Source organism: Paraburkholderia sp. CI2 (genome assembly GCF_014201055.1).
In the GTDB taxonomy this organism is placed as follows: domain Bacteria; phylum Pseudomonadota; class Gammaproteobacteria; order Burkholderiales; family Burkholderiaceae; genus Paraburkholderia; species Paraburkholderia tuberum.
In genome coordinates this window covers 79,282-104,869 of the sequence record NZ_JACHDL010000004.1, presented here as the reverse complement: position 1 = coordinate 104,869, position 25,588 = coordinate 79,282, and the positions used below count along the sequence as shown (strand labels likewise).

26 protein-coding genes are annotated in these 25,588 nt (G+C 64.7%); 21 read left to right on the top strand and 5 right to left on the bottom strand.

All coding sequences use genetic code 11. The annotated features are described in order from the left end of the window. Window positions 1-179 precede the first annotated feature (179 nt). The 15 genes from urtA (at window position 180) to ureG (ending at window position 13,761) form a co-directional block, all read left to right on the top strand. Window positions 180-1,478, top strand: a complete 1,299-nt coding sequence (gene urtA / locus HDG32_RS07855; RefSeq protein ID WP_184065234.1) for an urea ABC transporter substrate-binding protein — start codon at window positions 180-182, stop codon at window positions 1,476-1,478. Window positions 1,479-1,769: 291 nt separating this feature from the next. Next, complete coding sequence (urtB, locus tag HDG32_RS07850) at window positions 1,770-3,404, top strand: urea ABC transporter permease subunit UrtB (protein WP_184065231.1); 1,635 nt, start codon at window positions 1,770-1,772, stop codon at window positions 3,402-3,404. Between the two features lies 1 nt (window position 3,405). Beyond that, the gene (urtC, locus tag HDG32_RS07845; protein WP_184065228.1) at window positions 3,406-4,605 is read left to right on the top strand and encodes an urea ABC transporter permease subunit UrtC; all 1,200 of its coding nucleotides are present in this window, start codon (window positions 3,406-3,408) and stop codon (window positions 4,603-4,605) included. Beyond that, entirely contained in the window at window positions 4,605-5,468 is an 864-nt protein-coding gene (gene urtD / locus HDG32_RS07840; protein WP_184065225.1) for an urea ABC transporter ATP-binding protein UrtD, read from the top strand. The genes urtC and urtD overlap by 1 nt, the downstream gene beginning before the upstream one ends. Before the next feature lie 50 nt (window positions 5,469-5,518). After that, complete coding sequence (urtE, locus tag HDG32_RS07835) at window positions 5,519-6,211, top strand: urea ABC transporter ATP-binding subunit UrtE (RefSeq protein ID WP_184065223.1); 693 nt, start codon at window positions 5,519-5,521, stop codon at window positions 6,209-6,211. Between the two features lie 387 nt (window positions 6,212-6,598). Next, window positions 6,599-6,958, top strand: a complete 360-nt coding sequence (locus HDG32_RS07830) for a hypothetical protein (protein ID WP_260336301.1) — start codon at window positions 6,599-6,601, stop codon at window positions 6,956-6,958. A gap of 58 nt (window positions 6,959-7,016) precedes the next feature. Further along, window positions 7,017-7,214: a hypothetical protein gene (locus HDG32_RS07825; protein WP_184059700.1), complete on the top strand. Its 198-nt coding sequence runs from the start codon at window positions 7,017-7,019 to the stop codon at window positions 7,212-7,214. A gap of 71 nt (window positions 7,215-7,285) precedes the next feature. After that, window positions 7,286-8,155, top strand: a complete 870-nt coding sequence (locus tag HDG32_RS07820; RefSeq protein WP_184065221.1) for an urease accessory protein UreD — start codon at window positions 7,286-7,288, stop codon at window positions 8,153-8,155. Window positions 8,156-8,370: 215 nt separating this feature from the next. Further along, entirely contained in the window at window positions 8,371-9,183 is an 813-nt protein-coding gene (locus HDG32_RS07815) for a transporter substrate-binding domain-containing protein (protein ID WP_090803364.1), read from the top strand. Window positions 9,184-9,344: 161 nt separating this feature from the next. Then, window positions 9,345-9,647, top strand: a complete 303-nt coding sequence (gene ureA / locus HDG32_RS07810) for an urease subunit gamma (RefSeq protein ID WP_008923043.1) — start codon at window positions 9,345-9,347, stop codon at window positions 9,645-9,647. 26 nt (window positions 9,648-9,673) lie between these two features. After that, entirely contained in the window at window positions 9,674-9,979 is a 306-nt protein-coding gene (locus HDG32_RS07805; RefSeq protein ID WP_018419648.1) for an urease subunit beta, read from the top strand. An 87-nt stretch (window positions 9,980-10,066) separates the two neighbouring features. Continuing rightward, window positions 10,067-11,773 carry an urease subunit alpha gene (gene ureC / locus HDG32_RS07800; protein ID WP_184065219.1) on the top strand — a complete coding sequence of 569 codons (1,707 nt, stop codon included), beginning with the start codon at window positions 10,067-10,069 and terminating at the stop codon, window positions 11,771-11,773. Window positions 11,774-11,775: 2 nt separating this feature from the next. Continuing rightward, on the top strand, window positions 11,776-12,411 hold the full coding sequence (ureE, locus tag HDG32_RS07795) for an urease accessory protein UreE (protein WP_184065217.1): 636 nt from the start codon (window positions 11,776-11,778) through the stop codon (window positions 12,409-12,411). After that, window positions 12,398-13,078, top strand: coding sequence for an urease accessory protein UreF (locus tag HDG32_RS07790; RefSeq protein WP_184065728.1), 681 nt, complete (start codon window positions 12,398-12,400; stop codon window positions 13,076-13,078). The genes ureE and HDG32_RS07790 overlap by 14 nt, the downstream gene beginning before the upstream one ends. A 20-nt stretch (window positions 13,079-13,098) precedes the next feature. Next, on the top strand, window positions 13,099-13,761 hold the full coding sequence (gene ureG, locus HDG32_RS07785; RefSeq protein WP_184020910.1) for an urease accessory protein UreG: 663 nt from the start codon (window positions 13,099-13,101) through the stop codon (window positions 13,759-13,761). A gap of 12 nt (window positions 13,762-13,773) precedes the next feature. Here ureG and HDG32_RS36285 read toward each other — a convergent pair whose 3' ends face one another. Beyond that, the gene (locus HDG32_RS36285) at window positions 13,774-13,974 is read right to left on the bottom strand and encodes a hypothetical protein (RefSeq protein ID WP_260336299.1); all 201 of its coding nucleotides are present in this window, start codon (window positions 13,972-13,974) and stop codon (window positions 13,774-13,776) included. A 460-nt stretch (window positions 13,975-14,434) separates the two neighbouring features. Between HDG32_RS36285 and HDG32_RS07775 the strand changes: the two genes are divergently transcribed. Then, window positions 14,435-14,923, top strand: a complete 489-nt coding sequence (locus HDG32_RS07775) for a hypothetical protein (protein WP_184065215.1) — start codon at window positions 14,435-14,437, stop codon at window positions 14,921-14,923. Beyond that, on the top strand, window positions 14,913-15,491 hold the full coding sequence (locus HDG32_RS07770; protein WP_184065214.1) for a hypothetical protein: 579 nt from the start codon (window positions 14,913-14,915) through the stop codon (window positions 15,489-15,491). Before HDG32_RS07775 ends, HDG32_RS07770 begins: the two co-directional genes overlap by 11 nt. A 282-nt stretch (window positions 15,492-15,773) precedes the next feature. Here the strand turns inward: HDG32_RS07770 and waaA are convergent, their stop codons facing one another. The 4 genes from waaA to HDG32_RS07750 all read right to left on the bottom strand — a co-directional run bounded on the left by waaA (window position 15,774) and on the right by HDG32_RS07750 (window position 20,712). Further along, window positions 15,774-17,087, bottom strand: a complete 1,314-nt coding sequence (gene waaA / locus HDG32_RS07765; RefSeq protein ID WP_184065212.1) for a lipid IV(A) 3-deoxy-D-manno-octulosonic acid transferase — start codon at window positions 17,085-17,087, stop codon at window positions 15,774-15,776. 88 nt (window positions 17,088-17,175) lie between these two features. Then, window positions 17,176-18,060, bottom strand: a complete 885-nt coding sequence (locus HDG32_RS07760; protein WP_184020906.1) for a Kdo hydroxylase family protein — start codon at window positions 18,058-18,060, stop codon at window positions 17,176-17,178. 80 nt (window positions 18,061-18,140) lie between these two features. Beyond that, entirely contained in the window at window positions 18,141-19,142 is a 1,002-nt protein-coding gene (gene waaC, locus HDG32_RS07755) for a lipopolysaccharide heptosyltransferase I (protein ID WP_184059725.1), read from the bottom strand. A gap of 175 nt (window positions 19,143-19,317) precedes the next feature. Next, the gene (locus HDG32_RS07750) at window positions 19,318-20,712 is read right to left on the bottom strand and encodes a phosphomannomutase/phosphoglucomutase (protein WP_184065210.1); all 1,395 of its coding nucleotides are present in this window, start codon (window positions 20,710-20,712) and stop codon (window positions 19,318-19,320) included. Between the two features lie 342 nt (window positions 20,713-21,054). Between HDG32_RS07750 and HDG32_RS07745 the strand changes: the two genes are divergently transcribed. The 4 genes from HDG32_RS07745 (at window position 21,055) to galE (ending at window position 25,508) form a co-directional block, all read left to right on the top strand. Further along, entirely contained in the window at window positions 21,055-22,317 is a 1,263-nt protein-coding gene (locus HDG32_RS07745) for an oligosaccharide flippase family protein (RefSeq protein WP_184065207.1), read from the top strand. Continuing rightward, a complete protein-coding gene (locus HDG32_RS07740; protein ID WP_184065205.1) occupies window positions 22,314-23,144 on the top strand; it encodes a glycosyltransferase in 831 nt (276 codons plus the stop codon). Before HDG32_RS07745 ends, HDG32_RS07740 begins: the two co-directional genes overlap by 4 nt. Window positions 23,145-23,323: 179 nt before the next feature. Beyond that, window positions 23,324-24,472, top strand: a complete 1,149-nt coding sequence (locus HDG32_RS07735; RefSeq protein WP_184065203.1) for a glycosyltransferase family 4 protein — start codon at window positions 23,324-23,326, stop codon at window positions 24,470-24,472. A 13-nt stretch (window positions 24,473-24,485) separates the two neighbouring features. Beyond that, window positions 24,486-25,508, top strand: a complete 1,023-nt coding sequence (galE, locus tag HDG32_RS07730) for a UDP-glucose 4-epimerase GalE (protein WP_184065201.1) — start codon at window positions 24,486-24,488, stop codon at window positions 25,506-25,508. Window positions 25,509-25,588 lie beyond the last annotated feature (80 nt).

Here is a 25,588-nt window from a genome sequence, read left to right as displayed (position 1 = left end):
CCCGACGCGCCGCACTCGCGCCGATAGCCGCGCCGCAACGGGCATCGCACGCGCATCGCACCGAATGTGTCACATGGCATGTGCCTTGCAGTAGACGATTGGCTAGTCGTGCGAGCTCAGCCAGGCTGGCTGAAATCGACGCTCATAAACAGGGACCATCAATGACAAGGGGAAAGCACATGAAACGTCGCAGTCTGTTGAAGTTCGGCTCCATGTCCGGCGCGCTCGCGCTCGCGGGCCGCGTGCCGTTCGCGCACGCGCAGTCCGATAGCGGCCCGATCAAGGTGGGCATCCTGCATTCGCTGTCCGGCACGATGGCGATCTCCGAAACGTCGCTGAAAGACACCGCGTTGATGACGATCGCCGACATCAACAAGAACGGCGGTGTGATGGGCCGTCAGATCCAGCCGGTGGTCGTCGACCCCGCGTCGAACTGGCCGCTGTTCGCCGAGAAGGCGCGCCAGCTTCTGACGCAGGACAAGTGCGCGGTCGTGTTCGGCTGCTGGACCTCGGTGTCGCGCAAGTCGGTGCTGCCGGTGTTCGAGGAGCTGAACGGCCTGCTGTTCTATCCGGTGCAGTACGAAGGCGAGGAAATGTCGCGCAACGTGTTCTATACGGGCGCCGCGCCGAACCAGCAGGCGATTCCCGCGACCGAATACCTGATGAGCGCCGAAGGCGGCGGCGCGAAGCGCTTCTTCCTGCTCGGCACCGACTACGTGTATCCGCGCACGACCAACAAGATCCTGCGCGCGTTCCTCAAATCGAAGGGCGTGAAGGAAGCCGACATTCAGGAGGTCTATACACCGTTCGGTCACAGCGACTATCAGACCATCGTCGCGAACATCAAGACCTTTTCGCAAGGCGGCAAGACCGCGGTGATTTCGACCGTGAACGGCGATTCGAACGTGCCGTTCTACAAGGAGCTCGGCAACCAGGGGCTGAAGGCGTCGGATGTGCCGGTCGTCGCGTTCTCGGTCGGCGAAGAGGAGCTGCGCGGCATCGATACGAAGCCGCTCGTCGGCAATCTCGCGGCCTGGAACTACTTCATGTCGTTGCGCAATCCGACCAACGAGAAGTTCAAGAAGCAATGGGCCACGTGGGTCAAGGACAACAGCCTGCCGGGCGGCACGAAGCGCGTGACCAACGATCCGATGGAAGCGACCTTCGTCGGCATGCATATGTGGAAGCAGGCGGTCGAGAAAGCAAAGAGCACCGAGGTCGACAAGGTCCGCGTCGCGATGGTCGGCCAGACTTTCGCCGCACCGTCGGGCTTCACGCTGGAGATGGACGGCAACCACCATCTGCACAAGCCGGTGATGATCGGCGAGGTACGCGCGGATGGCCAGTTCAACGTCGTGTGGCACACCAAGGGACCGATTCGCGCGCAACCGTGGAGCCCGTTCATCGCCGGCAATGCTGGCAAGCCGGATGTGGTCAGCTCGATTCCGGCGTTCCTGCGGCGCTCGCGCGTCGCATGACGTGTCGGCGTGAGCCTCGTTGCGGCTCGCGGCGGCGGTGTGGCGCGCGGGTCACCGCGCGGGTAGCGCCGCTCCGGTCGCGACGCGCGACCTGCGTGCCGACGCGCGCGCGGCTCGCGCGTGACCCAGACGCCCTGCGCTTCGCGCCGCCGCCGCGCGTTCGCTGTGTCGCGCGGCGTGACCGCGCACGCCAATGCGCGGCAACGTCCCGCTGAAGCGGCGGCGACGTCTGACGCGACGCCCTCGCGCTCTCGGGCGGCTCATCGATTCAACCCAGTGCAAAAGGCCATCATGGCGTTTTCATTTCCGACTTCCGTACGACGACGCGGCGCGACGCTCCTGCTGCCGCTCGCGGTCCTTCTCGCCGCCGCGCCGGGCGCCGCATTCGCGCTGACCCAGGCCGACGTCGCGCCGCTCGCGGGCGACGACTTCGAGGCCAAGTCCGCCGCGATCGACAAGCTGATCTCGGCGCACGATGCCGCGTCGCTCGCGGTGCTCAAGGCGCTCGCCGACGACAACGCGCTCGCCACCGACGCAGGCGCGGTACTGCTGCAGGACGGCGACGCCACCCGCGATGCCGTCACCGGCCAGCCCGTCGCCACGAGCGACGCGCAACCGGTCACGCTGAACAACCTGCTGCGCTCGAAAGTGGCGGGCGCGCTGTCGGGTCTGCAACTCGCCTCGCCCGATCGGGCGACACGCGCAGCCGCCGTCGATGCGCTGCTGCAAAACCCCGATCCGTCGATCAAGCCACTCGTCGACGCGGCGCGCGCCAAAGAAACCGATCCCGCTCTGAAGAAACGTCTCGACACGCTGTGGGCGATGAGCGCATTGCACGACCCGGATCCGGCCAAGCGCCTCGAAGCGGTGCAACTGGTCGCCGCGCGCCACGACCTCGAAATGAACGAACTGCTGCGCCCGCTGGTCGCGAAGAAAGCCGACGGCACGTTTGCCGAAGCCGACGAACGCGTGCGCGCGGCCGCGCAAAGCGGCATCGATGAGCTCGATGCGATCCAGCGCCGCAGCCAGATCGCGGGCACGCTGTTCGCGGGGCTGTCGCTCGGCAGCGTGCTGCTGCTCGCCGCGCTCGGCCTCGCCATCACATATGGCCTGATCGGCGTGATCAACATGGCGCACGGCGAATTCCTGATGATCGGCGCGTACGCGACCTATGTCGTGCAGAACCTCGTTCAGCGTTTCGCGCCTAACGCGTTCGACTGGTATCCGCTGCTTGCGATACCGGCCGCGTTCGTCGCGGCGGCGCTGGTCGGCATCGTGCTCGAACGGCTCGTGCTGAAGCACCTGTACGGCCGCCCGCTCGAAACGCTGCTCACCACCTTCGGCGTGAGCCTGATCCTGATTCAGGCCACCCGCATGCTGTTCGGCGCGCAGAACGTCCAGGTCGTCAATCCGTCGTGGATGAGCGGCGGCGTCACCGTGCTGCCGAATCTGATCCTGCCGTACAACCGGCTCGCGATTCTCGCGTTCTCGCTGATCGTCGTCGCGATCGCGTGGGCCGTGCTCACGCGCACGCGGCTGGGTCTGTTCGTGCGCGCGGTCACGCAGAACCGTCGCATGGCCGCGTGCGTCGGCGTGAAGACCGCGCGCGTCGATTCGTATGCGTTCGCGTTCGGCGCGGGTATCGCGGGGCTCGGCGGCTGCGCGCTGTCGCAGATCGGCAATGTCGGGCCGGACCTCGGCCAGAGCTACATCATCGATTCGTTCATGGCGGTCGTGCTCGGCGGCGTCGGCCAGCTCGCGGGCACCGTGCTCGGCGGCTTCGGGCTGGGGCTCGTCAGCAAGGCGATCGAACCGTTCTGGGGCGCGGTGCTCGCGAAGATCGCGGTGCTCGTGCTGATCGTGCTGTTCATCCAGAAGCGTCCGCAGGGCATGTTCGCCTTGAAGGGCCGTAGCGCGGAGGCATGAGATGACATCGGCTACTTCATCGGCAGACCCCGCTTCCGCTTCGTCGTCGCGCGCCGGTGCCGCTGGCGCCGGCGGCGCGCGCGAGTCCAACACCGGCTTCGCGCTCGGCCTGCCACCGCGGCCCGCGCTGTTGTCGCGTCGCGCGTGGCTCGCGTTGATCGCGCTCATCATCGTGTTCGGCCTCGGCGTGCCGTTCGCCGCGCTGGTGATTCCGGAGACGAGCACCTTGCATCTGTCCGCGTATGCGATGACGCTGACCGGCAAGTTCATGTGCTATGCGATCGCCGCGCTCGCACTCGATCTGGTGTGGGGCTACTGCGGCATCCTGAGTTTGGGTCACGCTTTGTTCTTCGCGCTCGGCGGCTACGCGATCGGCATGTACCTGATGCGCGCGATCGGCCACGATGGCAAGTACGGCAGCGATCTGCCCGACTTCATGGTATTTCTCGACTGGCACCAGTTGCCGTGGTACTGGCAGGGCACGCAACATCTCGGCTACGCGCTCTTGCTCGTCGTGCTGGTACCCGCCGTGGTCGCGTGGGTGTTCGGCTTCTTCACGTTCCGCTCGCGCGTGAAGGGTGTCTATCTGTCGATCATCACGCAGGCCATGACCTTCGCCGCGATGCTGCTGTTCTTTCGCAACGAGACGGGCTTCGGCGGTAATAACGGCTTTACCGACTTCAAGCGCATCGGTGGTTTTCCGATCACGCATCAGGGCACGCGCGCCGCCTTGCTGCTCATTACGTTCGCCGTGCTGATCGCCGCGTTCATCGGCGCGCGCGCGATCGTCACGTCGAAGCTCGGCCGCGTGGTGACCGCGGTGCGCGACGGCGAAACGCGGCTGATGTTCCTCGGCTACAGCCCGCTCGCGTACAAGCTGTTCGTGTGGACCGTGTCGGCGGTGCTGTGCGGCATCGCGGGCGCATTGTACGTGCCGCAGGTCGGCATCATCAATCCGGGCGAGATGTCGCCGGGCAACTCGATCGAAATGGCGATCTGGGTGGCGGTCGGCGGACGCGGCACGCTGATCGGCCCCATCATCGGCGCGTTCGCCGTGAACGGTGCGAAGAGCTTCTTCACGGCGAACTTCCCCGAATACTGGCTGTTCTTTCTCGGCCTGATCTTCGTGCTGGTGCCGCTGCTGCTGCCGAACGGCATCATGGGGCTCGCCGATCAGCTGACGCGTAAAAGGAACCGCTGATGAACGAAAACCCGATGGTTCCCGATCTGGCTTTACCCGAAGCACCACCGGAACGCTCGCTGAGCGGCGTCGCGAGCATGGGACACGCGGTCGTGCCCGGCGAGATCGACGTATCGCACGGCACGATCCTCTACCTCGAAGACGTGACGGTCAGCTTCGACGGCTTTCGCGCGCTGAACGCGCTGTCGCTCGCGATCGACGCGGGCGAACTGCGCTGCATCATCGGCCCGAACGGCGCGGGCAAGACGACGATGATGGACGTGATCACGGGCAAGACCGCGCCCGATCACGGCAAGGTGTTTCTCGGCCAGTCGATCGATCTCACGCGCATGAACGAACCGGCGATCGCGCGCGCCGGCATCGGCCGCAAGTTCCAGAAGCCGACCGTGTTCGAGCAGCATCCGGTGTGGGAAAACCTCGAACTCGCGATGAAGACCGACAAGGGCTGGTGGGCGTCGCTGCGCGCGCGGCTCGATGGCGACGCGCAGGCCCGCATCGAGGAAACGCTCGCGCTGATCGGGCTGGAAAGCGAAGCGCGAAGGCTCGCCGGCGAGCTATCGCACGGCCAGAAGCAGCGCCTCGAAATCGGCATGCTGCTGATGCAGCGACCGGCGCTGCTGCTGCTCGACGAACCGGCGGCCGGCATGACCGACGACGAAACGATGCAACTCGCCGAATTGCTCAACCATCTGCGTGGCACCTGCTCGATGATGGTCGTCGAGCACGACATGGAGTTCGTCGCGGCGCTCGCGGGCGACACAGGCAAGGTGACGGTGATGGCCGAAGGCCGCGTGCTCGCGCACGGCACGCTCGACGAAGTCAAGCGCGACGAGACGGTGATCGAGTCTTATCTAGGCCGCTGATTGCTGCTGGAAGCGGCACCGCATCGTCAACCCGACAGGACGACTGAACAATGCTCGAAGTAGACCGACTGAACCAATACTACGGCGGCAGCCATATTCTGCGCGACGTGAAGCTCACGGTGCCCGACGGCAAGCTGACGGTGCTGCTCGGGCGCAACGGCGTCGGCAAGACCACGCTGCTGCGCTGCCTGATGGGCGTCGTGCCCGCGAAAAGCGGCGCGATCGCATGGCGCGGCGAACAGTTGATGAAACTGCCAACCCATGCCCGCGTCGCTCAGGGGCTCGCCTACGTGCCGCAGGGCCGCGATATCTTTCCGCGCCTCACCGTCGAGGAAAATCTGCTGGTGGGCGCCGCGAGCAGAAAGGCGCCGAAGACAATCCCCGAGCGCATCTACGAGCTTTTCCCGGTACTGAAGGACATGCGCAACCGGCGCGGCGGCGATCTCTCCGGCGGTCAGCAGCAACAGCTCGCGATCGGCCGCGCGCTGATGAGCGAGCCGCAACTGCTGATCCTCGATGAGCCGACCGAGGGCATCCAGCCGTCGATCATTCAGGACATCGGCCGCACGCTGCGGCAGCTCGTCGAGGACATGGGCATGACGGTGCTGCTGGTCGAGCAGTACTACGACTTCGCCAAAGCGATCGCCGATCGTTACTGGGTGATGAGTCGCGGCGAGATCGTCGCGGGCGGCGAGGGGGCGAACATGGATGCGGATGGGGTAAGGGGGTTGATTGCCGTGTAAGCGAGCTCAAGTTATCCGCCGCGCAACCGTTACACAGGCTAGGGTCTGTTTACATATGGAACGCACGTGCGAATGCCCGCTATCGGCCGTCCCCCAAGGGGACTTCCTTCGGGGCGCAGGGCAAGGAGTAAGGAGCGCTGCGTGGCCGCGCCACGTGAGCGACGCACGACGCCGCCATGCGGCCGATAGCGGGCATTCCCCTGGAATGAAATTCAGAACTGGGGTTGCCGCGAGAAGGGCCGCTCGCTGCGTCATGCTCCTTGCGAATACGTCGAGTATTCGCGGCGTCGCAATCCTTGCGAGCGGCCCTTCTCGCGGCAACGCACGTGCGTTCCATATGTAAACAGACCCTAGGCAACGCCGCAACGGTTCGACGAGGTGGACACCATGGACGACAACAAGCAGGTCAGACGCGAGTTTTACAGAAACCCAGCCTCCTATTGCAGGGTGATGAACGTCGTGTCGGCGGTCACTTTTGGTCTATTCGAAGTGGACAGCGGCGGTACGGTCGGCATGCTGTCGGTGCGCTGGGAGAAGCTCGGCAACGAACTCGCGCCGCAGTTGCACGCGTATTACGACAGCTGGCACGTGCTCGCGTCGTTCCCCGACGTTCTCGCGAGAATGGCCGGGACGACCGGTCCGTCGTGTTCGCCGGAAGCTTTCTGTCAGCTATTGCTCGACTGCGGATTCATCAATCGCGCGGAACGGGGCGTGGACGATCACGCCGAGCCGACACTTGTACGCTAGACGCCGCCGCGATACGGCCCGGGTCGGCGACACAACATCGATATAGAGGGAGAAAAGCATGTCCGTGACGGTTCACGTCGAATATCAGTATTGCCAACATGGCAAGAAAGCAATCCAGACAGGCAGCGACTCGTTGACCGTCCAGGAAAACACCCCCCGCGCAATCCTTGCGTTGCTGCGACTGTTGCATCCGCAGTGGGAGGGCATCAAGGTGCTGTCGGTGACCGAAGCCTCGCCCGAGAGTACCGCGTCATAGCCGCTGCCACGGCTTCCGCGCTTCGACACGCGTGCTATCCTCGTCGCACGCCGATTCCCCCATCCATCCGCATGTCGCTTCACGAAAACCACGCCACGCTCGCCGCCGCGCACACGCCGTGGCGCGCGCGACTCGAACTCGGCTTCGTCGGCGGCGACGCTCGCACGACGCTCGCGCACCGGCTGCACGACGGACCGCTGCGCGTGCAACGGCCGCTCTATCCGGAAGGCCCGTCGATCTGTCACGCGGTGATCGTGCATCCGCCCGGCGGCGTCGCGGGTGGCGATCAGCTCGACATCGACATCACGCTCGCCGCGCAAACGCATGCGGTGCTGACGACGCCGGGCGCAACCAAGTGGTACAAGTCGAACGGCCGCGCGGCGCGGCAGCGCATCGCGCTGCGTGTCGGTGAGCACGCGAAGCTCGACTGGCTGCCGCAGAACAACATCGTGTTCGATCACGCGAACGCGCACCTCGATTTTTCGCTGACGCTCGGCGCCGGCGCGAGCGCGATCGGCTGGGACGCGACCCAGCTCGGACGTCAGGCGGCCGGCGAATGCTGGTCGGCGGGTAGCTTGCGCGCGGTGTCGCGCATCGTCGGCGCGAATGGCGAGCTGCTGTGGTTCGAACGCGCGAGCCTCACCGCCGACGATCCGCTGCGCGACGCGCCGCAGGGGCTCGCCGGCTTTCCGGCCTACGGCACGCTGTGGGCCGTAGGCGCCGCTTGCGACGACGCGCTCGCCGAATCGCTGAGCGCGCAACTGCCGTTCGACGACACGTTGCGAGCAGCCGCCTCGTGCGTGACGAACGGCGTGCTGCTCGTGCGCGCGGTGTCGCGCTCGATGGAAACGCTGCAGCACGCGCTCACGCGCTGTTGGCTGCAATTGCGGCCGGTCGTGCATGGTGTCGCGGCGGTGCCGTTGCGGATCTGGTCGACCTGACAGCGCGGCTTCCCGCTTTCGTCTTCATCACGCTCTTTGCGCACCAAGGCGGCGCACGCGCACGCCCCAACCATGTGCGCGAACTGGCGTAGCACGCCGCCGCGCCACGCGGCAGAGGGATGGCACACAGCTTGCGTGGCACTCGCCACTTCGCGGCCGGCCACGATGAAGCCAGCGACGACCCGACACCCACGACACCACCACTGCTCACGCCCATGACCCGCACTCTCTCCCGCTCCGCGCGCCGCGCCTTGCTGGCCGCATTGCTCGCCCTGCCCATCGTCGCCGATCTCGCGTTTCATGCGGGCCCCGCGCACGCCGACACGCTCGACAACATCGCCAAGGCCGGCGTGCTGAAGGTCGCCGTGCCCGAGGACTATCCGCCGTTCGGCTCGGTCGGCCCCGACATGAAGCCGCAGGGCTATGACATCGACACGGCCGCGCTGCTCGCCAAAGCGATGAACGTGAAGCTCGAACTCGTGCCGGTCAACAGCGCGAACCGCATTCCGTATCTGCAAACGGGCAAGGTCGACCTCGTGATCTCGTCGCTCGGCAAAACGCCCGAGCGCGAGAAGGTGATCGACTTTTCGAGCGCGTACGCGCCGTACTACCAGGGCGTGTTCGGTCCCGCCGACATCAAGGTGAGCGGTCCCGCCGATCTCACCGGCAAGACCGTCGGCGCAACGCGCGGTGCGCTCGAGGAAATCGGTCTCACGCAGATGGCGCCGAACGCGACGATCAAGCGCTTCGAGGACAACAACGCGACGATCGCCGCGTTCCTGTCCGGCCAGGTGCAGTTGATCGCGGCCGGCAACATCGTCGCGGCCGCGATCCTCGCGAAAAATCCGCCGCGCCGTCCGGAGCCGAAGTTCGTGATCAAGAACTCGCCATGCTTCGTCGGCATGAACAAGAACGAGCCGCGCCTGCAACAGAAGGTCGATGCTGCGATCGCCCAGGCCAAACACGACGGCACGCTCGGTGCGATGTCGAAGAAGTGGTTCGGCGCACCGCTGCCCGCCGACCTGTAACTTCGCAAACGCGGTGGCATGCGCGGCCGCAAACGTAGTTGTAAGCGCGCCGTTAGCCGAACTTGATACCGTGACCGGCTGATCGCGCGACGCCAGGCCCCCGTCACCGCGACGCGACCACGACGCCGCCACGACACATCAAACGCCGAGACCCACACCCGATGAAGCTGACACCTCGCGAGAAGGACAAGCTGCTGATCTTCACCGCCGCGCTGCTCGCCGAACGGCGCCGCGCGCGCGGCCTCAAGCTGAACTATCCGGAGGCGGTCGCCTTCATCACCGCCGCGCTGATGGAAGCCGCGCGCGACGGCAAGAGCGTCGCCGAGGTGATGCACTATGGCACCACGCTGCTCACGCGCGCCGACGTGATGGAGGGCGTGCCCGAGATGATCCCCGACATCCAGGTCGAAGCGACGTTTCCCGACGGCACCAAGCTCGTCACCGTCCATCACCCGATTCCCTGAACTCCTCTTCGTCAAGGCAGGCCCCCATGATTCCCGGCGAACTCCTCATCGACGACGGCGAGCACGAACTGAACGCGGGCCGCGCGACGGTCACGGTGGTCGTGTCGAATACCGGCGACCGTCCCGTGCAGATCGGCTCGCATTATCATTTCTACGAGGTGAACGACGCGCTGTCGTTCGATCGCGAAGCGGCGCGCGGCTTTCGCCTGAATATCGCGGCGGGCACCGCGGTGCGCTTCGAGCCCGGTCAGGAGCGCACGGTCGAACTCGTCGCGCTGGCCGGCGAGCGCATCGTCTACGGCTTCAACGGCAAGGTGATGGGCAAGCTGTGATGCGCTGCCCGCGCCCTGGCGTTTCGACCGCCCTGCTGCGCCTTGCCTTGCCTGTCGCTCGCTTGTAGCTCATTCCGGACCCACACCATGACACTACGCATTGGCCGCCGCGCGTACGCGGAGATGTTCGGCCCCACCACCGGCGACCGCGTGCGCCTCGCCGACACCGAACTGCTGATCGAGATCGAGCGCGACTTCACGACCTACGGCGAAGAGGTCAAGTTCGGCGGCGGCAAGGTGATTCGCGACGGCATGGGCCAGTCGCAGCGCGTGCATGCCGAGGTCGTCGATACCGTCGTGACGAATGCGGTGATCCTCGATCACTGGGGCGTCGTGAAGGCCGACATCGGCATCAAGGACGGCCGCATCGCGGCGATCGGCAAGGCCGGCAATCCCGACATCCAGCCGAACGTGACGATCGCGATTGGCGCAGCCACCGAAGTGATCGCGGGCGAAGGGCTGATCGTGACTGCGGGCGGCATCGATACGCACATCCACTTCATCAGCCCGCAGCAGATCGAGGAAGCGCTCGCGAGCGGCGTGACGACGATGCTCGGCGGCGGCACCGGCCCCGCGACCGGCACGAATGCGACCACCTGCACGCCGGGGCCATGGCATCTCGAACGCATGCTGCAAGCGGCCGACGGCTATCCGATGAACCTCGGCTTTCTCGGCAAGGGCAACGTGAGCCAGCCGGCACCGCTGACCGAACAGATCGCCGCGGGCGCGATCGGTTTGAAGCTGCACGAGGACTGGGGCACGACGCCCGCGGCGATCGACAACTGCCTTGACGTCGCCGACGATACCGACACGCAGGTCGCGATCCACACGGATACGCTAAACGAAGCCGGCTTCGTCGAAGCGACCGTCGCCGCGTTCAAGGGCCGCACGATCCACACGTATCACACCGAAGGCGCGGGCGGCGGCCACGCCCCGGACATCATCAAGGTGTGCGGCGAAGCGAACGTGCTGCCGTCGTCGACGAATCCGACGCGGCCCTACACGGTCAACACGCTCGACGAGCATCTCGACATGCTGATGGTGTGCCATCACCTCGATCCGTCGATTGCCGAAGACATCGCGTTCGCCGAATCGCGGATTCGCCGCGAGACGATCGCCGCCGAGGACATCCTGCACGATCTCGGCGCGCTGTCGATGCTTTCTTCGGATTCGCAGGCGATGGGCCGCGTCGGCGAAGTGATCATCCGCACGTGGCAGACCGCGCACAAGATGAAGGTGCAACGCGGCGCGCTGCCCGAGGACAACGCGCGTCACGACAATTTCCGCGCGAAACGCTATGTCGCGAAGTACACGATCAATCCGGCGATTACGCACGGCATCGCGCATGAAGTCGGTTCGATCGAACCGGGCAAGTGGGCCGACCTCGTGTTCTGGGAGCCGGCGTTCTTTGGCATCAAGCCGTCGCTGATCCTGAAGGGCGGCATGATCGCGATGGCGCAGATGGGCGATCCGAATGCGTCGATTCCGACGCCGCAGCCCGTGCACTATCGCGAGATGTTCGCGACGCGCGGCGGAGCGCTGGGCCGCACGTCGCTGACCTTCGTGTCGCAACTCGCCGCCGATGCGAATGTGGCCGAACGCTATGGTTTGCACAAGCGCATCGTCGCGGTGAAGAACTGCCGCAACGTGACGAAGGCCGACATGATTCACAACGCGTGGCGCCCGAACATCAGCGTCGATCCGGAAACCTATCAGGTGATCGCCGACGGCCAGTTGCTGACCTGCGATCCGGCCACCGTGCTGCCGATGGCGCAACGCTATTTCCTGTTCTGATCATGCGTACACTGAACAAACTTCTCGCGCCGCATCTGAAGCTCGCGCCGGTACTCGTCAAGCGTGCGCCGACCTTGACGCTCGCGTTCGATGAACGTCGCAAGAGCCGTCTCGCCGCGACGCTCGATGACGGCGAGGAAGTCGCACTGCTGTTGCCGCGCGGCACCGTGCTGCGCGATGGCGACGTGCTCGTCGCCGATGATGGCGAGCTCGTGCGTGTCGTTGCGGCTGATGAAGCCGTGCTTGTCGTACGCGCATCGGACGCGTTGACGTTGACGCGCGCCGCCTATCACCTCGGTAATCGTCATACGCCGATCGAAGTGGGCGCCGATTATCTGAAGCTCGAATACGATCCGGTGCTCGCCGACATGCTCAAGCGCATCGGCGCGACGGTCGAGCAGGTGTCGCTGCCGTTTCAGCCTGAAGCCGGGGCGTATGGCGGTGGACATAAGCATGGGCACGACGAGACGTTCGCCGAGGACTATGCGATCGCGCAGCAGGTGTTTGGTGAGCATCATGGGCATGAGCATGCTCATGCCCATGAGGGCTCTTCGCACTCGCACGATCACGACCATGACCACGTGCACGACGAATCGTGCGGACATGGACACCACCCGCATCGTCATGCGCATCGCTGAATTCACCGCGCTGCTGCATCTCGCGTCGCCAGCACTGCCGATTGGCGCGTTCAGCTATTCGCAGGGTCTCGAAGCGGCGATTGAAGCGCAGCTCATCACCGATGCCGACTCCGCGCGCATATGGATCGAACGCGGCCTGACCGACGTGCTCGCGCGCGGCGAGTTGCCGTTCCTCGCGCAGCAGATCGAACGCTGGCGCACGCACGACGCCGTGGAACTCGCCGACGCCAACGCCGAATTCCTCGCGAGTCGCGAGTCCGCCGAACTGCGCCGCGAAACGGAGCAGATGGGCTGGTCGCTGCGACAGCTGTGCGTGTCGCTCGAATGGGGCGACGTGGCGAGGCGCGAAACGCTCGCGTCGCTCACGCCACTCGCGCAGCCGAGCGCGTTCGCATTCGCCGCTCACGCGCACGATGCTCCGGTCGATGCCGCGCTCGCCGCCTATGCGTTCAGCTGGGTCGAGAACCAGGCCGCCGCCGCGTTGAAGGCGGTGCCGCTCGGCCAGCTCGCGGGGCAACGCATCATCGTCGCGCTGCGTGAGCCGATCGACGCGGCCGTCGCGCGCGCGCTGGCGACCTCGCGTGACGACCTCAATACGTTCGCGCCGCAGCTCGGCATTCTGTCGGCGCGCCACGAGTCGCAGTATTCGCGGCTCTTCCGCTCGTAGCACGATTCCCACGATCCATCATGAACGCATCTCATCATTCCGCTTCCCATACCGCGAGCCAGATCCGCACGAAGAAGCTGCCGCCGCTGCGCGTGGGCGTCGGCGGCCCGGTTGGCTCGGGCAAGACCACGCTGCTCGAAATGCTGTGCAAGGCGATGCGCGACCAGTACGACCTCGTCGCGATCACGAACGACATCTATACGAAAGAGGATCAGCGTCTGCTGACCGTCGCGGGCGCGCTGCCGGCCGAGCGCATCATGGGCGTCGAGACGGGCGGCTGCCCGCACACCGCGATCCGCGAGGACGCATCGATCAACCTCGAAGCGGTCGACCGCATGCTCACGCGTTTTCCGGATGCGGACATCGTGTTCATCGAATCGGGCGGCGACAACCTCGCGGCGACCTTCAGCCCGGAGCTGTCGGACCTGACGATCTACGTGATCGACGTCGCGGGCGGCGAGAAGATTCCGCGCAAGGGCGGACCTGGGATCACGAAGTCGGACCTGCTCGTGATCAACAAGACGGATCTCGCGCCGCTGGTGGGCGCGAACCTCGACGTGATGGCATCGGACGCGAAGAAGATGCGCGGCGAGCGACCGTTTGTGATGTGTAATCTGAAGGCGCTCGAGGGTCTTGATGATGTGGTGAAGTTTATTGAAAAGAAGGGGTTGTTGAAGGTGTAAGCAAGTGACGCTTCACTCGCCAAGATGGCATTCGCGCAGGAATGCCATCATTTCGGTGCCATCCTTCGATAGATAGAAGCGCACCATCTTTTCGTTGAAGTCGGCCGCGCGATGAGCGGGCACGCTGATCACATCGATACCGTTTGCCATCAGCGCGCCGTTCATCATGAAGCGCGACGTGCGCTTGTTGCCGTCGAAGAAAAACTGCTGCAACGCGCCGAACAGGAAGAACGCGCAGCCGCGTTCGAATGGATTGGAAACTTCTTCGCTGAGCGCGCGGGTCCCTGCGCCGAAAACTCAGTTGAGCTCTGGAGCACCCGGCACGGTAGGCAAAGGCGTATACCGCTCCGCCTCACGCAGCGCGACGTCAGGCGTATAGCGCGTTTGTTCACCTTCACCTCGGAAAACGCCCCCACTCGAGCGCTTCGTTACGCGCCGCCACGTGGCTCTGCAAATCGCCGAACGTAAGCTTGGCGAGCGTGAATCGATCATTCCGCAACAGCGCCAGCAAACGCTTTGAAGGTTTTGCGACGGATTCAGTGGTACGCTGAGGCTTCAGATGTGAGCGCGAGAACATTTGCTCATATCTCACTGATACGCGCAAATATGTGGACTGTGCTGGCAGACGTTGGCGTGCCGCAGTGCGCGCATGCTGACGATACAAGGACAGACAATGGCTGAACCAAAAACCGAAGATGCAGGCTCTTCTTCCGCCGAATATGTGCAGCGCGTCACAACCTTCCTGGGGGAAGTGAGTGCCTGGTGCAGAGACCATGGTCTAACCGTGGAACGCGACGTCACAACACTCAGTGAAGAGATGATGGCCCAATATGATGCCCCGATCCTTCACATATCAAAGGACGGAGTGTCAGTGGCCAAGATCCAGCCTGTCGGATCGAAAATCATCGGCGCGCACGGGAGAGTGGATCTAATCGGCCGTGTGACGAGACATGCGTTCCTTTTCTACGTTGGAAAAGGTCCGACGTTTTCGACGCAGACTACCGTTGGTGGGAAAAACACAACCTCGTCGTCGGCACCCATGCTTTCTGGAGTCGACGGAGATGGCTGGTACTGGATCGAGGCGAGAGTACGTCGAGCAAAGCGCGTTGAAGAGAGTCTGTTTCTTGACCTGCTCACGGATGTTTCCGACTATGAATTTTAATAATCCTCTGGATCCAGTCTATAAGGCATTTGCTGTGGCGAACGATTGCTTCAAGGTCGCCACGCGCACGATTCAAATCCAGCACGAAGAACTCATCCGACGCACACAGTTCATTGGGGCAACTCCGGAGGAAGCAAATACCGCCCTTCAAGACGCAGCCAGGCAAGCGGCTGACCTTGCCATTTTGGCGCTATTCGCCACATTTGAGCGGTTCGTCATCGAGCATCTGCAAACGGCCAATCGGCTGCTGGCCGCCGGATATCCGCAGCAGTATTCCGACAAGCTGGCTGAAAAGTTCGAGAATGAAGTCGAATACTGGAAGTTCGGTGAGATTCTCAATCTTTTCAAAGGCGAAGTTGACCCCGATCTCATCGGGCAGGTCAAGCAAATCAAGCAATATCGCGATTGGATTGCACATCAAAACCCAGGCAAACCAACCCCGACGCAAGCCACGCCGGAAACGGCTTTTGATGTCTTAACCAAGATGATTGAGCAAATCCGGCAGACCCACACACCTCCGCAGGAAGAGGAAGCGCTCGACGCCGTAGCGCCGACACAAGCCCAATAAGCGACGAGTCTGTCGCGAAGCAGCAATAACACTCGGATGGTTCATATCACATAAGCAAGCGTTAGCCACAAAGTGCGTGGCGCTCGCGGCTTGAATAATTCGCTCGGCGCGGTCGTCACCGGCGTTCCGGGACCTCAGCTCAGAATTTTGCACTTCGATTGGCGCGGACTGCGCCTTGTCGCTTCCTGAGGCCCCCGACATCTCGGGCACGACGCCACTGCAGGAAAAAGTACAACAGAGTCGGGCGTCCCTTTTTTGCTAACCGCGGCACCACAGTCACCTCTACTCCGGCAACAACGCCGCCAATACATCCACCGTCCTCGCCGTCGCCCCGCGATGCCTCGCCGCAAACGCGGCAGCCGCACCGCCCATCGCGAGCCGCCGCGACTTGTCGCCGAACAGCTCGCGCAGCGCGCGCGCCAGATCGGCCGGGTCCTGCACCTGCACGGCGGCACCGGCCGCGACCGCATCGGCGGTGGCTTGCGTGAAGTTGAACACGTGCGGCCCGATCAGCACCGGCACGCCGACCGCGCACGCTTCGATCAGGTTCTGTCCGCCAAGCGGCAACAGACTGCCGCCGATAAACGCAAGATCCGACGCCGCGTAGTAAGCGCCCAACTCGCCCATCGAATCGCCGAGCAGCACGTTCACGTCGCGAGGCAGCGGCGCCACGCCATCGTCAGCGGTGCGCGCCGCCGACGCGACCTTCGCATCGGGCGCCCAACTCGATCGGCGTTCGAGCCGCAACCCCGCTTTCTCGACGAGCGCCGCGACTTCATTGAAGCGCTGCGGATGACGCGGCACCAGAAGCAGCAGCGCATCGTCGATGCCGAGCGCCGCGAACGCCTCGAGCACGAGCGCTTCTTCGCCCTCGCGCGTGCTCGCCGCGACCCACACGGGCCGCGTGCCGATCGCCGCGCGCCACGCGTGGCCGCGTGCCGCGAGTTCGGGCGGCGTGCTCATGTCGAACTTCAGATTGCCGAGCACCGCGACATTGCGCGCGCCGAGCGAGGTCAACCGCTCGGCATCGGACGGACTCTGCGCGAGCACGCGCGCGAAGCCGCCGAACACGTCTTTCGTCGCACCGCCGAATTTCGCCGCGCGCTTGAACGAACGCGCCGACATCCGCGCGTTGGTCAGCACGAGCGGCACGTCGGCGCGACGGCACTCGTCGATGAGGGTCGGCCACACCTCGGTTTCCATCACGAGACCGAGCGAAGGCCGCCACCCGCGCAAGAAGCGCCGTACCGCATGCGGCATGTCGTACGGTAGATAACTGCGCAACACGCGGTCGCCGAAAATCTCGATGCCGGTCGCGCGGCCGCTCGGCGTCATGTGCGTAAGCAGAATGTGCGCGTCGGGGCGCGCCTTCATCAGCGCATCGATCAGCGGTTGCGCGGCGCGCGTCTCTCCGACCGACACCGCATGCACCCAGATCAACGGCGCGTTGTCCTCCAACAAGCGCCCGCGCGAGTAACCGAAGCGCTCGCCGATATGCTCGCGATAACCGCGCTCCTTACGCGAACGGATCAACAGACGCAGCACCGCCAGCGGCGCGATGAGCCACCAGAGCGCGCGATAGATCGCCCTTAGCATCGGCGCCCCGCGTGATTCGGAAAGCGCAGCGCGCTCATGCGCGCGATGCGGGCCGGCATCTGCCCGGCCCTCGAATCGACCGCCGCGCTCAAACCAGCGCCCTGCCCTTCAGGCGCTCGAGAATGCCGAGCGGCGCGCATTCCGGCTGCGCCATCGCCTTCACTGGCAGGAAGAAAGTCTGCTCCAGCATGAACTGGCCGGACATCACCGCATGCGAGGTCTGGTCGGAGAAGCACACCCACACGCTGCCCGGTGGAAACGGCATGGTCTGTTGCGGGCTCGTCTTCTGATAGTCGAGGTCGGCCTTCATGCCGTCGTGCAGACTGAGCATCAGATGATCGTATTCGCTGCGCAGCGATTTGGTCACGTGCAGCAGATTCAGCAGCCACGCGGAGCCGGGCATCTGCGGCTTGATACGCGGCAGGAAGCGCTGCGCCATATCCTCGAACGGCTCGCCGACGCGCCATACGCGCGGCACGCCATGCGGATTGACGTTGGTGAACACGCGCAGGATGCGCTCGCCGTAATTCGGCCGCGACGGAAACGCGTCGACGTGCAGACGGCTATCGTCCTTGCGCCACGAGGTTTCGCGAGTCTCGACCTGATGCAGCCGCAGGCTCGTCGGCGCGACCCGCAGCTTGCCGCTGTACTCGGGAAAGAGCCCGTCGACGAGCGTGCGCGCATTCGCCTGATAACGCGCGATCAACGCGCGCACCGCCGATTGCGTGACCGCATCGCCGGCCACGCCATGCAGCGCGCCGCCGTTCGGTTCGAGGCTGATGTTCTTGCGGTTCGGATCGGCGAGCGCCGGGTCGAGCAGCGCCTGCTCGCCACCGTCGATCGCGAAGCGCAGGTTCGGGAAGTACAGCACCTTGCCGCGCTCGACGCCGGCGAGCAGCGTCTCTCGAGGCACGGACAGGTTGCAGCCGTGCCAGTCGGCGTTCGCTACTTCGATGATCTGGGTTTCGTTCATGGTCGCCCTTTGGAACGGAGGGTGCGCAAGGCGAAACGCACCGACAGGATGCAGCAGGTGCTGATGCCGGCCGGCCCGGGTTACAACAGCCCGAAGCCGGCAAGCACCGACTTCACCTGCTGCAGCGTAGGCGGCTGCCCCGCCGCGCCGAGATTGACGACGTTCGGCGACCAGTAGCCGCCGGTGCGCCACGCGGTCGAGAAATTGTACAACTCGACCGTGGGCCGCTTCAGCGCCGCCGCGATATGGACCAGACCTGTGTCAACCCCGACCGTCGCGGCCGCGCCATCGATCAGCCCCACCACCGCCGGCAGCGACAGCTTCGGCGGCACGATCGCGGCCGCGCCGAACTCCTTCGCGAGCCGCTCGCTGGTCGCGCGCTCGGCGTCGCTGCCCCACGGCAGCACGATCGACGCGCCGCGCCGCACCAGCGCCTGCCCGAGTTCGATCCACGCGGCATCGGGCCACTGCTTGTCGGCGCGCGAAGTCGCGTGCACGAACACCACGTACGGCACCGGCAGATTCAGATTCGCCTGCGACAGCGCGAGCGCGGCACGGCCCGTGTCGAGACCGAAGTCGATGTCGTCGGTGGGTTGCGGCGGCGGATCGTTCAGCGCCGCGGCCACCAGTTGACGCGTGCGTTCGACCACGTGCGTGCGCGGCGCGATCGGCACGCGCCGCCCGTAGAAAAAGCGCACCGGCCATTCGTAGCCGGCGCCTTCGGTACGGTTGCCGAGGCCGACGAGCGGTCCGCGCGCCATGTTCGCGAGCCACGCGGTCTTGATGAGGCCCTGGCAGTCGATCACCAGATCGTAGTGCTCGGCGGCGAGCGCGCGGCGAAACGCGCCGATCTCGCGCCAGTTGTCGACGGACAGGATGCGCTTGCGCCAGCGCCGCAGCGACACCGGAATCGCGCGCCGCACGCCGCTCACGAGTTCCACGAGCCCGACGAAGCTTTCCTCGACGAGCCAGTCGATCTGCGCGTCGGGATGGCGGCGCCGGATGTCGGCGATCACGGGCATGTTGTGAACGACGTCGCCCAGCGACGACACCCTCACGATCAGTATCTTTTGCGCGCTCAAGAGTGGGAAAACCGGCTATCCGGCTCGAAGATGCGTTGAAAGGACCGCAATTCTAGCGCGCCGTCCATGAAAGACATGAAAAACGCGGCGCGGTAAGGCAACCCGCGCCGCGTTCGGTAGGGGCGACGCTTCGAGCCGTCTTAACGAACTTCGAAGCGCAGCGCCGCATCAGCCGTCAGAACGGCAGTTTCGCATCGGCCTTCTCCGCGAGAATCACGCGGCGGAAGTCGTTCTGGATGCGTTTGAGCGCCGCGTCGTTGTCGGCCTCGAAACGCATCACCACGACCGGCGTCGTGTTCGACGAACGCGCGAGGCCGAAGCCGTCCGGATACTCGACGCGCAGACCGTCGATCTTCACGACGTTGTCCGCGCCGGTGAACTTCGCGTTCTGCTGCATACGCGCGATCAGCTCGAAGTTCTCGCCTTCCTCGAGTTTCAGCTGCAGCTCGGGCGTGGAGTGCGAGTTCGGCAGCGAGTTCAGCAGCTTGCTCGGGTCGGCGACACGCGTGAGGATCTCGAGCAGACGCGCTCCCGTGTACAGGCCGTCGTCGAAACCATACCAGCGGTCCTTGAAGAACACGTGGCCGCTCATTTCGCCAGCCAGCGGCGCGCCGGTTTCGCGCAGCTTCGCCTTCACGAGCGAGTGGCCGGTCTTCCACATCAGCGGCTCGCCGCCCTTGTCCTTGACCCACTTCGCGAGATTGCGCGTGCACTTCACGTCGTAAATGATCTGCGCGCCCTTGTTGCGCGACAGCACTTCTTCGGCGAACAGCATCAGCTGACGGTCCGGGTAGATGATCTGGCCGTCTTTGGTGACGACGCCGAGGCGGTCGCCGTCGCCGTCGAACGCGAAGCCGATTTCCGCATCCGTTTCCTTCAGCGCGCGAATCACGTCTTCGAGGTTCTCCGGGTGCGCCGGGTCCGGGTGGTGATTCGGGAAGTTGCCGTCGACTTCGGTGAACAGTTCGACGAGTTCGCAGCCGAGCTTCCTGAACAGCTTCGGCGCGAGCCCACCGGCCACGCCGTTGCCGGTATCGACGACGATCTTGATCGGACGCGCGAGCTTCACGTCGCTCGCGATGCGCTCCAGATACGCGTCGGCGATGTCGTACTCGGCGTAGCTGCCGCTGCCGTCGGCGAAGTTCTCGTCGACGATGCGCTGATGCAGCGCGAGAATCTGCTCGCCGTAAATGGCCGCGCCGCGCAGCACCATCTTGAAGCCGTTGTAGTCCGGCGGATTATGGCTACCCGTCACGACGATGCACGAGTCGACGCGGCGCTCGCCGCCCGCCAGTTGCAACGGTACGCTCGCCGCGAAATAGCCGACCGGCGTGGGCACCATGCCCACGTTCACGACATCGACGCCGGCCGCACGCAGGCCGTCGGACAGCGCCCCGATCAGCTCGGGGCCCGACAGGCGTCCGTCGCGCGCGACCACGACCGCGTCGCCGCCCTGCGCGCGCACTTCGCTGCCGAATGCGCGACCGATGGAACGCGCGGCGTCGGCGTCGAGCGTCTTGCCAATGACGCCACGAATGTCATACGCCTTGAAAATGGATTTGGAGATCATGTTGGCTCACTTGCGTGCAATGGAAAATTTTGACCTGCGCACCGATCTCGACCGGTAACAATCGCCGGTTAAAACGCGGTAAAAATTCGCGTTAAAAACCACGGTAATACTCACGTTAAAAACACCTGCTACCGCGCCTCGATGCGCCCTTGCCGGAAGCGGTCCGGTTCCAACTTATAATTGCGTTTTTCTGACCAGCCTGAATACCGCCATTCTAATGCTTAGACGCCCTCCATTTGTAAAGTTGCCGTGGCTGCCGGCCGGGCGGGCGAATGCGCATAGCGCCGCATGCATGGCCGTGCGAGGCGGCTTGACCGACGCGCAGCGGCGAGCGGCCAACGGATGCTGACGGTCAAGCGCTTCGCCAATCCCGACGTCACCCGAGCGTTTGCGAACATCGTCTGGCTGGGTCTCGAGCGGCTCACGCAGATCGGCGTCGCAATCGTGATCAGCGGCATGCTCGCGCGTTACTTCGGGCCCGAAACGTTCGGCAAATGGCAGTACGCGAATACGCTGCTGCTGGTGCTGTCGCCGATCACCTGGGTCTGCGGCGCGGAAATCCTCGTACCGACCATCGTCAACCGGCCGCCCGAACAACTCGGCACTGTCCTCGGCAGCGCGTTCGCGTTGCGCTTCTCCGTCTCGGCCGTTGCGCTGCTGCTCACGTGGCTCGGCATTGCGCTGCACTTCTTCGAACCGCTCGTCGGTGCGATGCTCGCCGGCCTTGCGGTGACGATGCTGTTTCGCGAGCCGTTCGTCGGCGTGATCAACGCGTGGCTGCAAAGCATGACCTACAGCAAGCCGCAATTGCTGACCAGCATGAGCACCGCGGTGATCAAGGCGGCTCTCGTCTATCTGCTGGTGCGCGCGACGGCCGCGCCCGCGCGTTTCGGCTGGCTGTGGGCGCTCGAATCGGCGGCGATCGGCGCGGTGCTGTTGCTCTACTTCATGCGCCGGCATGGCGGCAAGCTGGGCTGGCATGTCGAACGTTCGCTCTTCAGGCACTTCGCGAGCGCGGGCACCGTGTTCTGGCTCGGGCTCATCTGTATGTATCTATTTCTGAAACTGGACCGGCTGATGCTCGAGCGCGCGATTTCGTTCGCCGACCTCGGTCGCTACTCGGCCGCCCAGCAGTTGAATGAAAACTGGATCACGCTCGCGCTGATGCTCGCGCAAACCATTGCGCCCGCATTCGTCTACCGCGTGCAAGGCATCGCGCAACTGCGCCGCAACATGTGGCGGCTCACCGCGCTGAGCGCCGTGCTGATGGTGTGCGGCGCGTTCGTGCTCGATCTGCTCGCGGGCTTCATCATCCGCCGTGTGTTCGGGCCGGACTTCGAAGGCGCGATCGAAATCTTCCGCTGGGCCGTGTGGCTGTCGGTGCCGGCCGGCGTCGAGGCGATCGGCAATCTGGTCGTGCTCAAATATCAGGCCAGGTTCGTGTTGCTCGCCAAGTGGCTGCTCGCGCTCGCCGTCGCGTTCGCGGTCAACCTGCTGGCGATCCCGCGGCTCGGCGCGTATGGCGCGCTCGTCGGCCTCGCGGCCGGCTATCTGGCGGCCGCCTCGGTCAATCTTTATTACATCCGTTTCAAATTGCGCCCATGACGAATTCATCCGCCTCCGCGCAAACCACGCTCGACGACGTCGCGGTGCTGATACCCGCCTATAACGGCCAGGCGGACGTCGATTCTACGCTCGCGTCGTTCGAAGAAAGTGCGCTGGTGCACGTACTGATCGTCGATGACGGCAGCACGCCGCCGATCGTCGCGCCCACGCTGCCGAACCTGAAGATCGAAGTGCTGCGCATGGCGCGGAACGGCGGCATCGAGCGTGCGCTGCGAACCGGCATCGACGCGCTCGCGCAGCGCGGCTTTCGCTATGCGGCGCGCATCGACGCGGGCGATCGCGCGGTGCCGCGGCGGCTCGCGAAGCAGCGCGCGTTCATGCAAGCGCATCCGAACGTGGCGGGCCTCGGCATGTGGACCCAGGTCGTCACGCGCGCGGGCGAGCCGCTTTTCATGCTGACGCCGCCGGCCGAGCCGAACGTGATCCGGCGCCAGCGCTTTTTCCGCTCGTGCCTCGCGCATCCGTCGATGATGCTGCGTATCGATGCCGTCCGCACAGTCGGCAACTACCGCGCCGCGTATCGTTCGGCGGAGGACCTCGATCTGTTCGTACGTCTGATGGAACGCTATGACTGCGCAAATCTGCCGGAACCCGGCCTTTTCTATGAGCTGAACGAAGGCGGCATCAGCGCGACGAAACGGCGCCGGCAGATCGGTTCGACGCTGCGTTTGCAGTTGCGCTACTTCAACGTGGCCAACCCGTACGACTGGTTGGGCCTCGCGAAGAATCTGTTGCATCTGATGCTGCCTTATCGCACGTTGCAGCGGGTCAAGCGCGCGCTGCTCACGCCGCGCGCGAGCCGTTGAGTCGCGCCGCGTGTGAGCGCTGTCGTTGTCGCTGTCGTTGTCGCTGTCGTTGTCGCTGTCGTTGTCGCTGTCGTTGCCGCTGTCGCTGTCGCTTCATTCGCTGAGGTTCGCGCCGCATCGTAGGGTGCTGTCTTCGTATCAATGGTCCACACTTCATTCAACGCCCGGCATTTCTTCGCATGAAGCCCTCTTTCAAGTCGACGCCCGCGCTACGCATTACACTCGTTTGCAACACGGCCTGGGCAATCTATACGTATCGGCAAGGGCTGATCCGCACGCTGATCGGGCGCGGCGTCGACGTGACGGTGCTCGCGCCGCGCGACCGCACGTTCGAGTTGCTCGCCGCGATGGGCTGCCGTTGCATCGAGCTGCCGATGGCGTCGAAAGGCACGAGTCCGGGCGAAGATCTGCGCACGCTCGTCGCGCTGTATCGGCAGTACAGGACCATCCGTCCGCATGTCGTGTTTCACTACACGATCAAGCCGAACATCTACGGCTCGATCGCGGCGAAGCTGGCTGGCGTGCAGTCGGTGGCGGTCACCACCGGGCTCGGCTACGTGTTCATCCAGCACAGCCGCGCCGCGCAGATCGCCAAAAGGCTGTATCGTTTTGCGTTCCGCTTTCCGCGTGAAGTGTGGTTCCTGAATCGCGACGATCAGGCCGCGTTCATCGACGGCAAGCTGCTCGTGCATCCGGAGCGCGCGCGGCTGTTGCACGGCGAGGGCGTCGATCTCGAGCAGTTCACGTTCACGCCGCTGCGCGAGCGCGCGGAGTTTCGCTTCGTGCTGATCGGGCGGCTGCTGTGGGACAAAGGTGTCGGCGAATACGTCGAGGCCGCGCGGCAATTGCGCGCGCGCTACCGCCACGCGCGCTTTCAGCTGCTCGGGCCGGTCGGCGTCGACAATCCGAGCGCGATCACGCGCGACGAAGTCGCCGCGTGGGAACAGGAAGGCGTGATCGAATATCTGGGCGAGGCGCACGACGTGCGGCCGTTCATCGCCGATGCCGATTGCGTGGTGCTGCCGTCGTATCGCGAAGGCGTGCCGCGCACGCTGATGGAAGCGTCGGCGATGGGCCGGCCGATCGTCGCGACCGACGTGCCCGGCTGCCGCGAGGTGGTGGCCGACGGCGTCAACGGCTTGTTGTGCGAAGCGCGCAATGCGCAGAGCCTCGCCGCGAGTCTCGCGCGCATGCTCGACATGAGCGGCGCGGAGCGGCGCACGATGGCGGAACGCGGCCGGCAGAAAGTCGCAACCGAATTCGACGAACGCATGGTCGTCGAAACGTACAAAGACCTGGTGCAAAAAATCACGGGTGTTTTACTTTAATGGGAGCAACAGCATGACCACGAAGGGCACGATTCTGGTAACGGGCGGCGCGGGCTTCATCGGCTCGCACACCTGCGTCGAACTGCTGAACGGCGGCTACGACGTCGTGGTGATCGACAACCTCGTGAACAGCAAGCGCGAATCGTTGCGGCGCATCGAGAAAATAACCGGCCGTGCGGTGAGCTTCTATGACGACGACGCGCGCGACGCGGCCGCGCTGCAGCGGATTTTCGATGCGCATCCGATCACCGGCGCGATCCATTTCGCGGCGCTGAAAGCGGTCGGCGAGTCGGTCGCGAAGCCGATCGAGTACTACGCGAACAACGTCGGCAGCCTGCTGACGCTGCTCGGCGTGATGCGCGATCGCAACGTCAAGCAGTTCGTGTTCAGTTCGTCGGCAACGGTGTACGGCGTGCCGAAGAGCTCGCCTATCGACGAATCGTTCCCGCTCTCGGCGACCAATCCGTATGGTCAATCGAAGCTGATCGCCGAGCAGATCCTGCGCGATCTCGAAGTGTCGGACCCATCGTGGCGCATCGCGACGCTGCGCTACTTCAATCCGGTCGGCGCGCATGAAAGTGGCCTGATCGGCGAAGATCCGGCCGGCATTCCGAACAACCTGATGCCGTACGTCGCACAGGTCGCGGTCGGCAAGCTCGACCGCCTGCGCGTGTTCGGCGGCGACTACGAGACGCCCGACGGCACCGGCGTGCGCGACTACATCCACGTGGTCGATCTCGCGCGCGGGCATCTCGCCGCGCTCGATGCGCTCGTCGAGCGCGATGCGAGCTTCGTCGTCAATCTCGGCACGGGCCAGGGCTATAGCGTGCTCGACGTGGTGCGCTCGTTCGAGAAGGCGTCGGGGCGGCCGGTGCCGTACGAGATCGTCGCGCGCCGCCCGGGCGACGTCGCGCAGTGTTTCGCGGACCCGAGCGCGGCCGAGAAAATCATCGGCTGGCGCGCGCAGTTCGGCATCGAGCGCATGTGCGCGGACCACTGGCGCTGGCAGTCGACGAATCCGCAGGGGTTTGCATAAAGCGCTTCGGCACCAGCGCATCCCGTTAAAAAAATGGCGGCGGCATTCGCGTAGCGCGGATGCCGCCGCCGTTTGCTTTG

Coding starts and splice junctions, on each gene's coding strand:
- urtA (WP_184065234.1), top strand. CDS start 180: ATGAAACGTCGCAGTCTGTTGAAGTTCGGCTCCATGTCCGGCGCGCTC.
- urtB (WP_184065231.1), top strand. CDS start 1,770: ATGGCGTTTTCATTTCCGACTTCCGTACGACGACGCGGCGCGACGCTC.
- urtC (WP_184065228.1), top strand. CDS start 3,406: ATGACATCGGCTACTTCATCGGCAGACCCCGCTTCCGCTTCGTCGTCG.
- urtD (WP_184065225.1), top strand. CDS start 4,605: ATGAACGAAAACCCGATGGTTCCCGATCTGGCTTTACCCGAAGCACCA.
- urtE (WP_184065223.1), top strand. CDS start 5,519: ATGCTCGAAGTAGACCGACTGAACCAATACTACGGCGGCAGCCATATT.
- HDG32_RS07830 (WP_260336301.1), top strand. CDS start 6,599: ATGGACGACAACAAGCAGGTCAGACGCGAGTTTTACAGAAACCCAGCC.
- HDG32_RS07825 (WP_184059700.1), top strand. CDS start 7,017: ATGTCCGTGACGGTTCACGTCGAATATCAGTATTGCCAACATGGCAAG.
- HDG32_RS07820 (WP_184065221.1), top strand. CDS start 7,286: ATGTCGCTTCACGAAAACCACGCCACGCTCGCCGCCGCGCACACGCCG.
- HDG32_RS07815 (WP_090803364.1), top strand. CDS start 8,371: ATGACCCGCACTCTCTCCCGCTCCGCGCGCCGCGCCTTGCTGGCCGCA.
- ureA (WP_008923043.1), top strand. CDS start 9,345: ATGAAGCTGACACCTCGCGAGAAGGACAAGCTGCTGATCTTCACCGCC.
- HDG32_RS07805 (WP_018419648.1), top strand. CDS start 9,674: ATGATTCCCGGCGAACTCCTCATCGACGACGGCGAGCACGAACTGAAC.
- ureC (WP_184065219.1), top strand. CDS start 10,067: ATGACACTACGCATTGGCCGCCGCGCGTACGCGGAGATGTTCGGCCCC.
- ureE (WP_184065217.1), top strand. CDS start 11,776: ATGCGTACACTGAACAAACTTCTCGCGCCGCATCTGAAGCTCGCGCCG.
- HDG32_RS07790 (WP_184065728.1), top strand. CDS start 12,398: ATGCGCATCGCTGAATTCACCGCGCTGCTGCATCTCGCGTCGCCAGCA.
- ureG (WP_184020910.1), top strand. CDS start 13,099: ATGAACGCATCTCATCATTCCGCTTCCCATACCGCGAGCCAGATCCGC.
- HDG32_RS07775 (WP_184065215.1), top strand. CDS start 14,435: ATGGCTGAACCAAAAACCGAAGATGCAGGCTCTTCTTCCGCCGAATAT.
- HDG32_RS07770 (WP_184065214.1), top strand. CDS start 14,913: ATGAATTTTAATAATCCTCTGGATCCAGTCTATAAGGCATTTGCTGTG.
- waaA (WP_184065212.1), bottom strand. CDS start 17,087: ATGCTAAGGGCGATCTATCGCGCGCTCTGGTGGCTCATCGCGCCGCTG.
- HDG32_RS07760 (WP_184020906.1), bottom strand. CDS start 18,060: ATGAACGAAACCCAGATCATCGAAGTAGCGAACGCCGACTGGCACGGC.
- HDG32_RS07750 (WP_184065210.1), bottom strand. CDS start 20,712: ATGATCTCCAAATCCATTTTCAAGGCGTATGACATTCGTGGCGTCATT.
- HDG32_RS07745 (WP_184065207.1), top strand. CDS start 21,055: ATGCTGACGGTCAAGCGCTTCGCCAATCCCGACGTCACCCGAGCGTTT.
- HDG32_RS07740 (WP_184065205.1), top strand. CDS start 22,314: ATGACGAATTCATCCGCCTCCGCGCAAACCACGCTCGACGACGTCGCG.
- HDG32_RS07735 (WP_184065203.1), top strand. CDS start 23,324: ATGAAGCCCTCTTTCAAGTCGACGCCCGCGCTACGCATTACACTCGTT.
- galE (WP_184065201.1), top strand. CDS start 24,486: ATGACCACGAAGGGCACGATTCTGGTAACGGGCGGCGCGGGCTTCATC.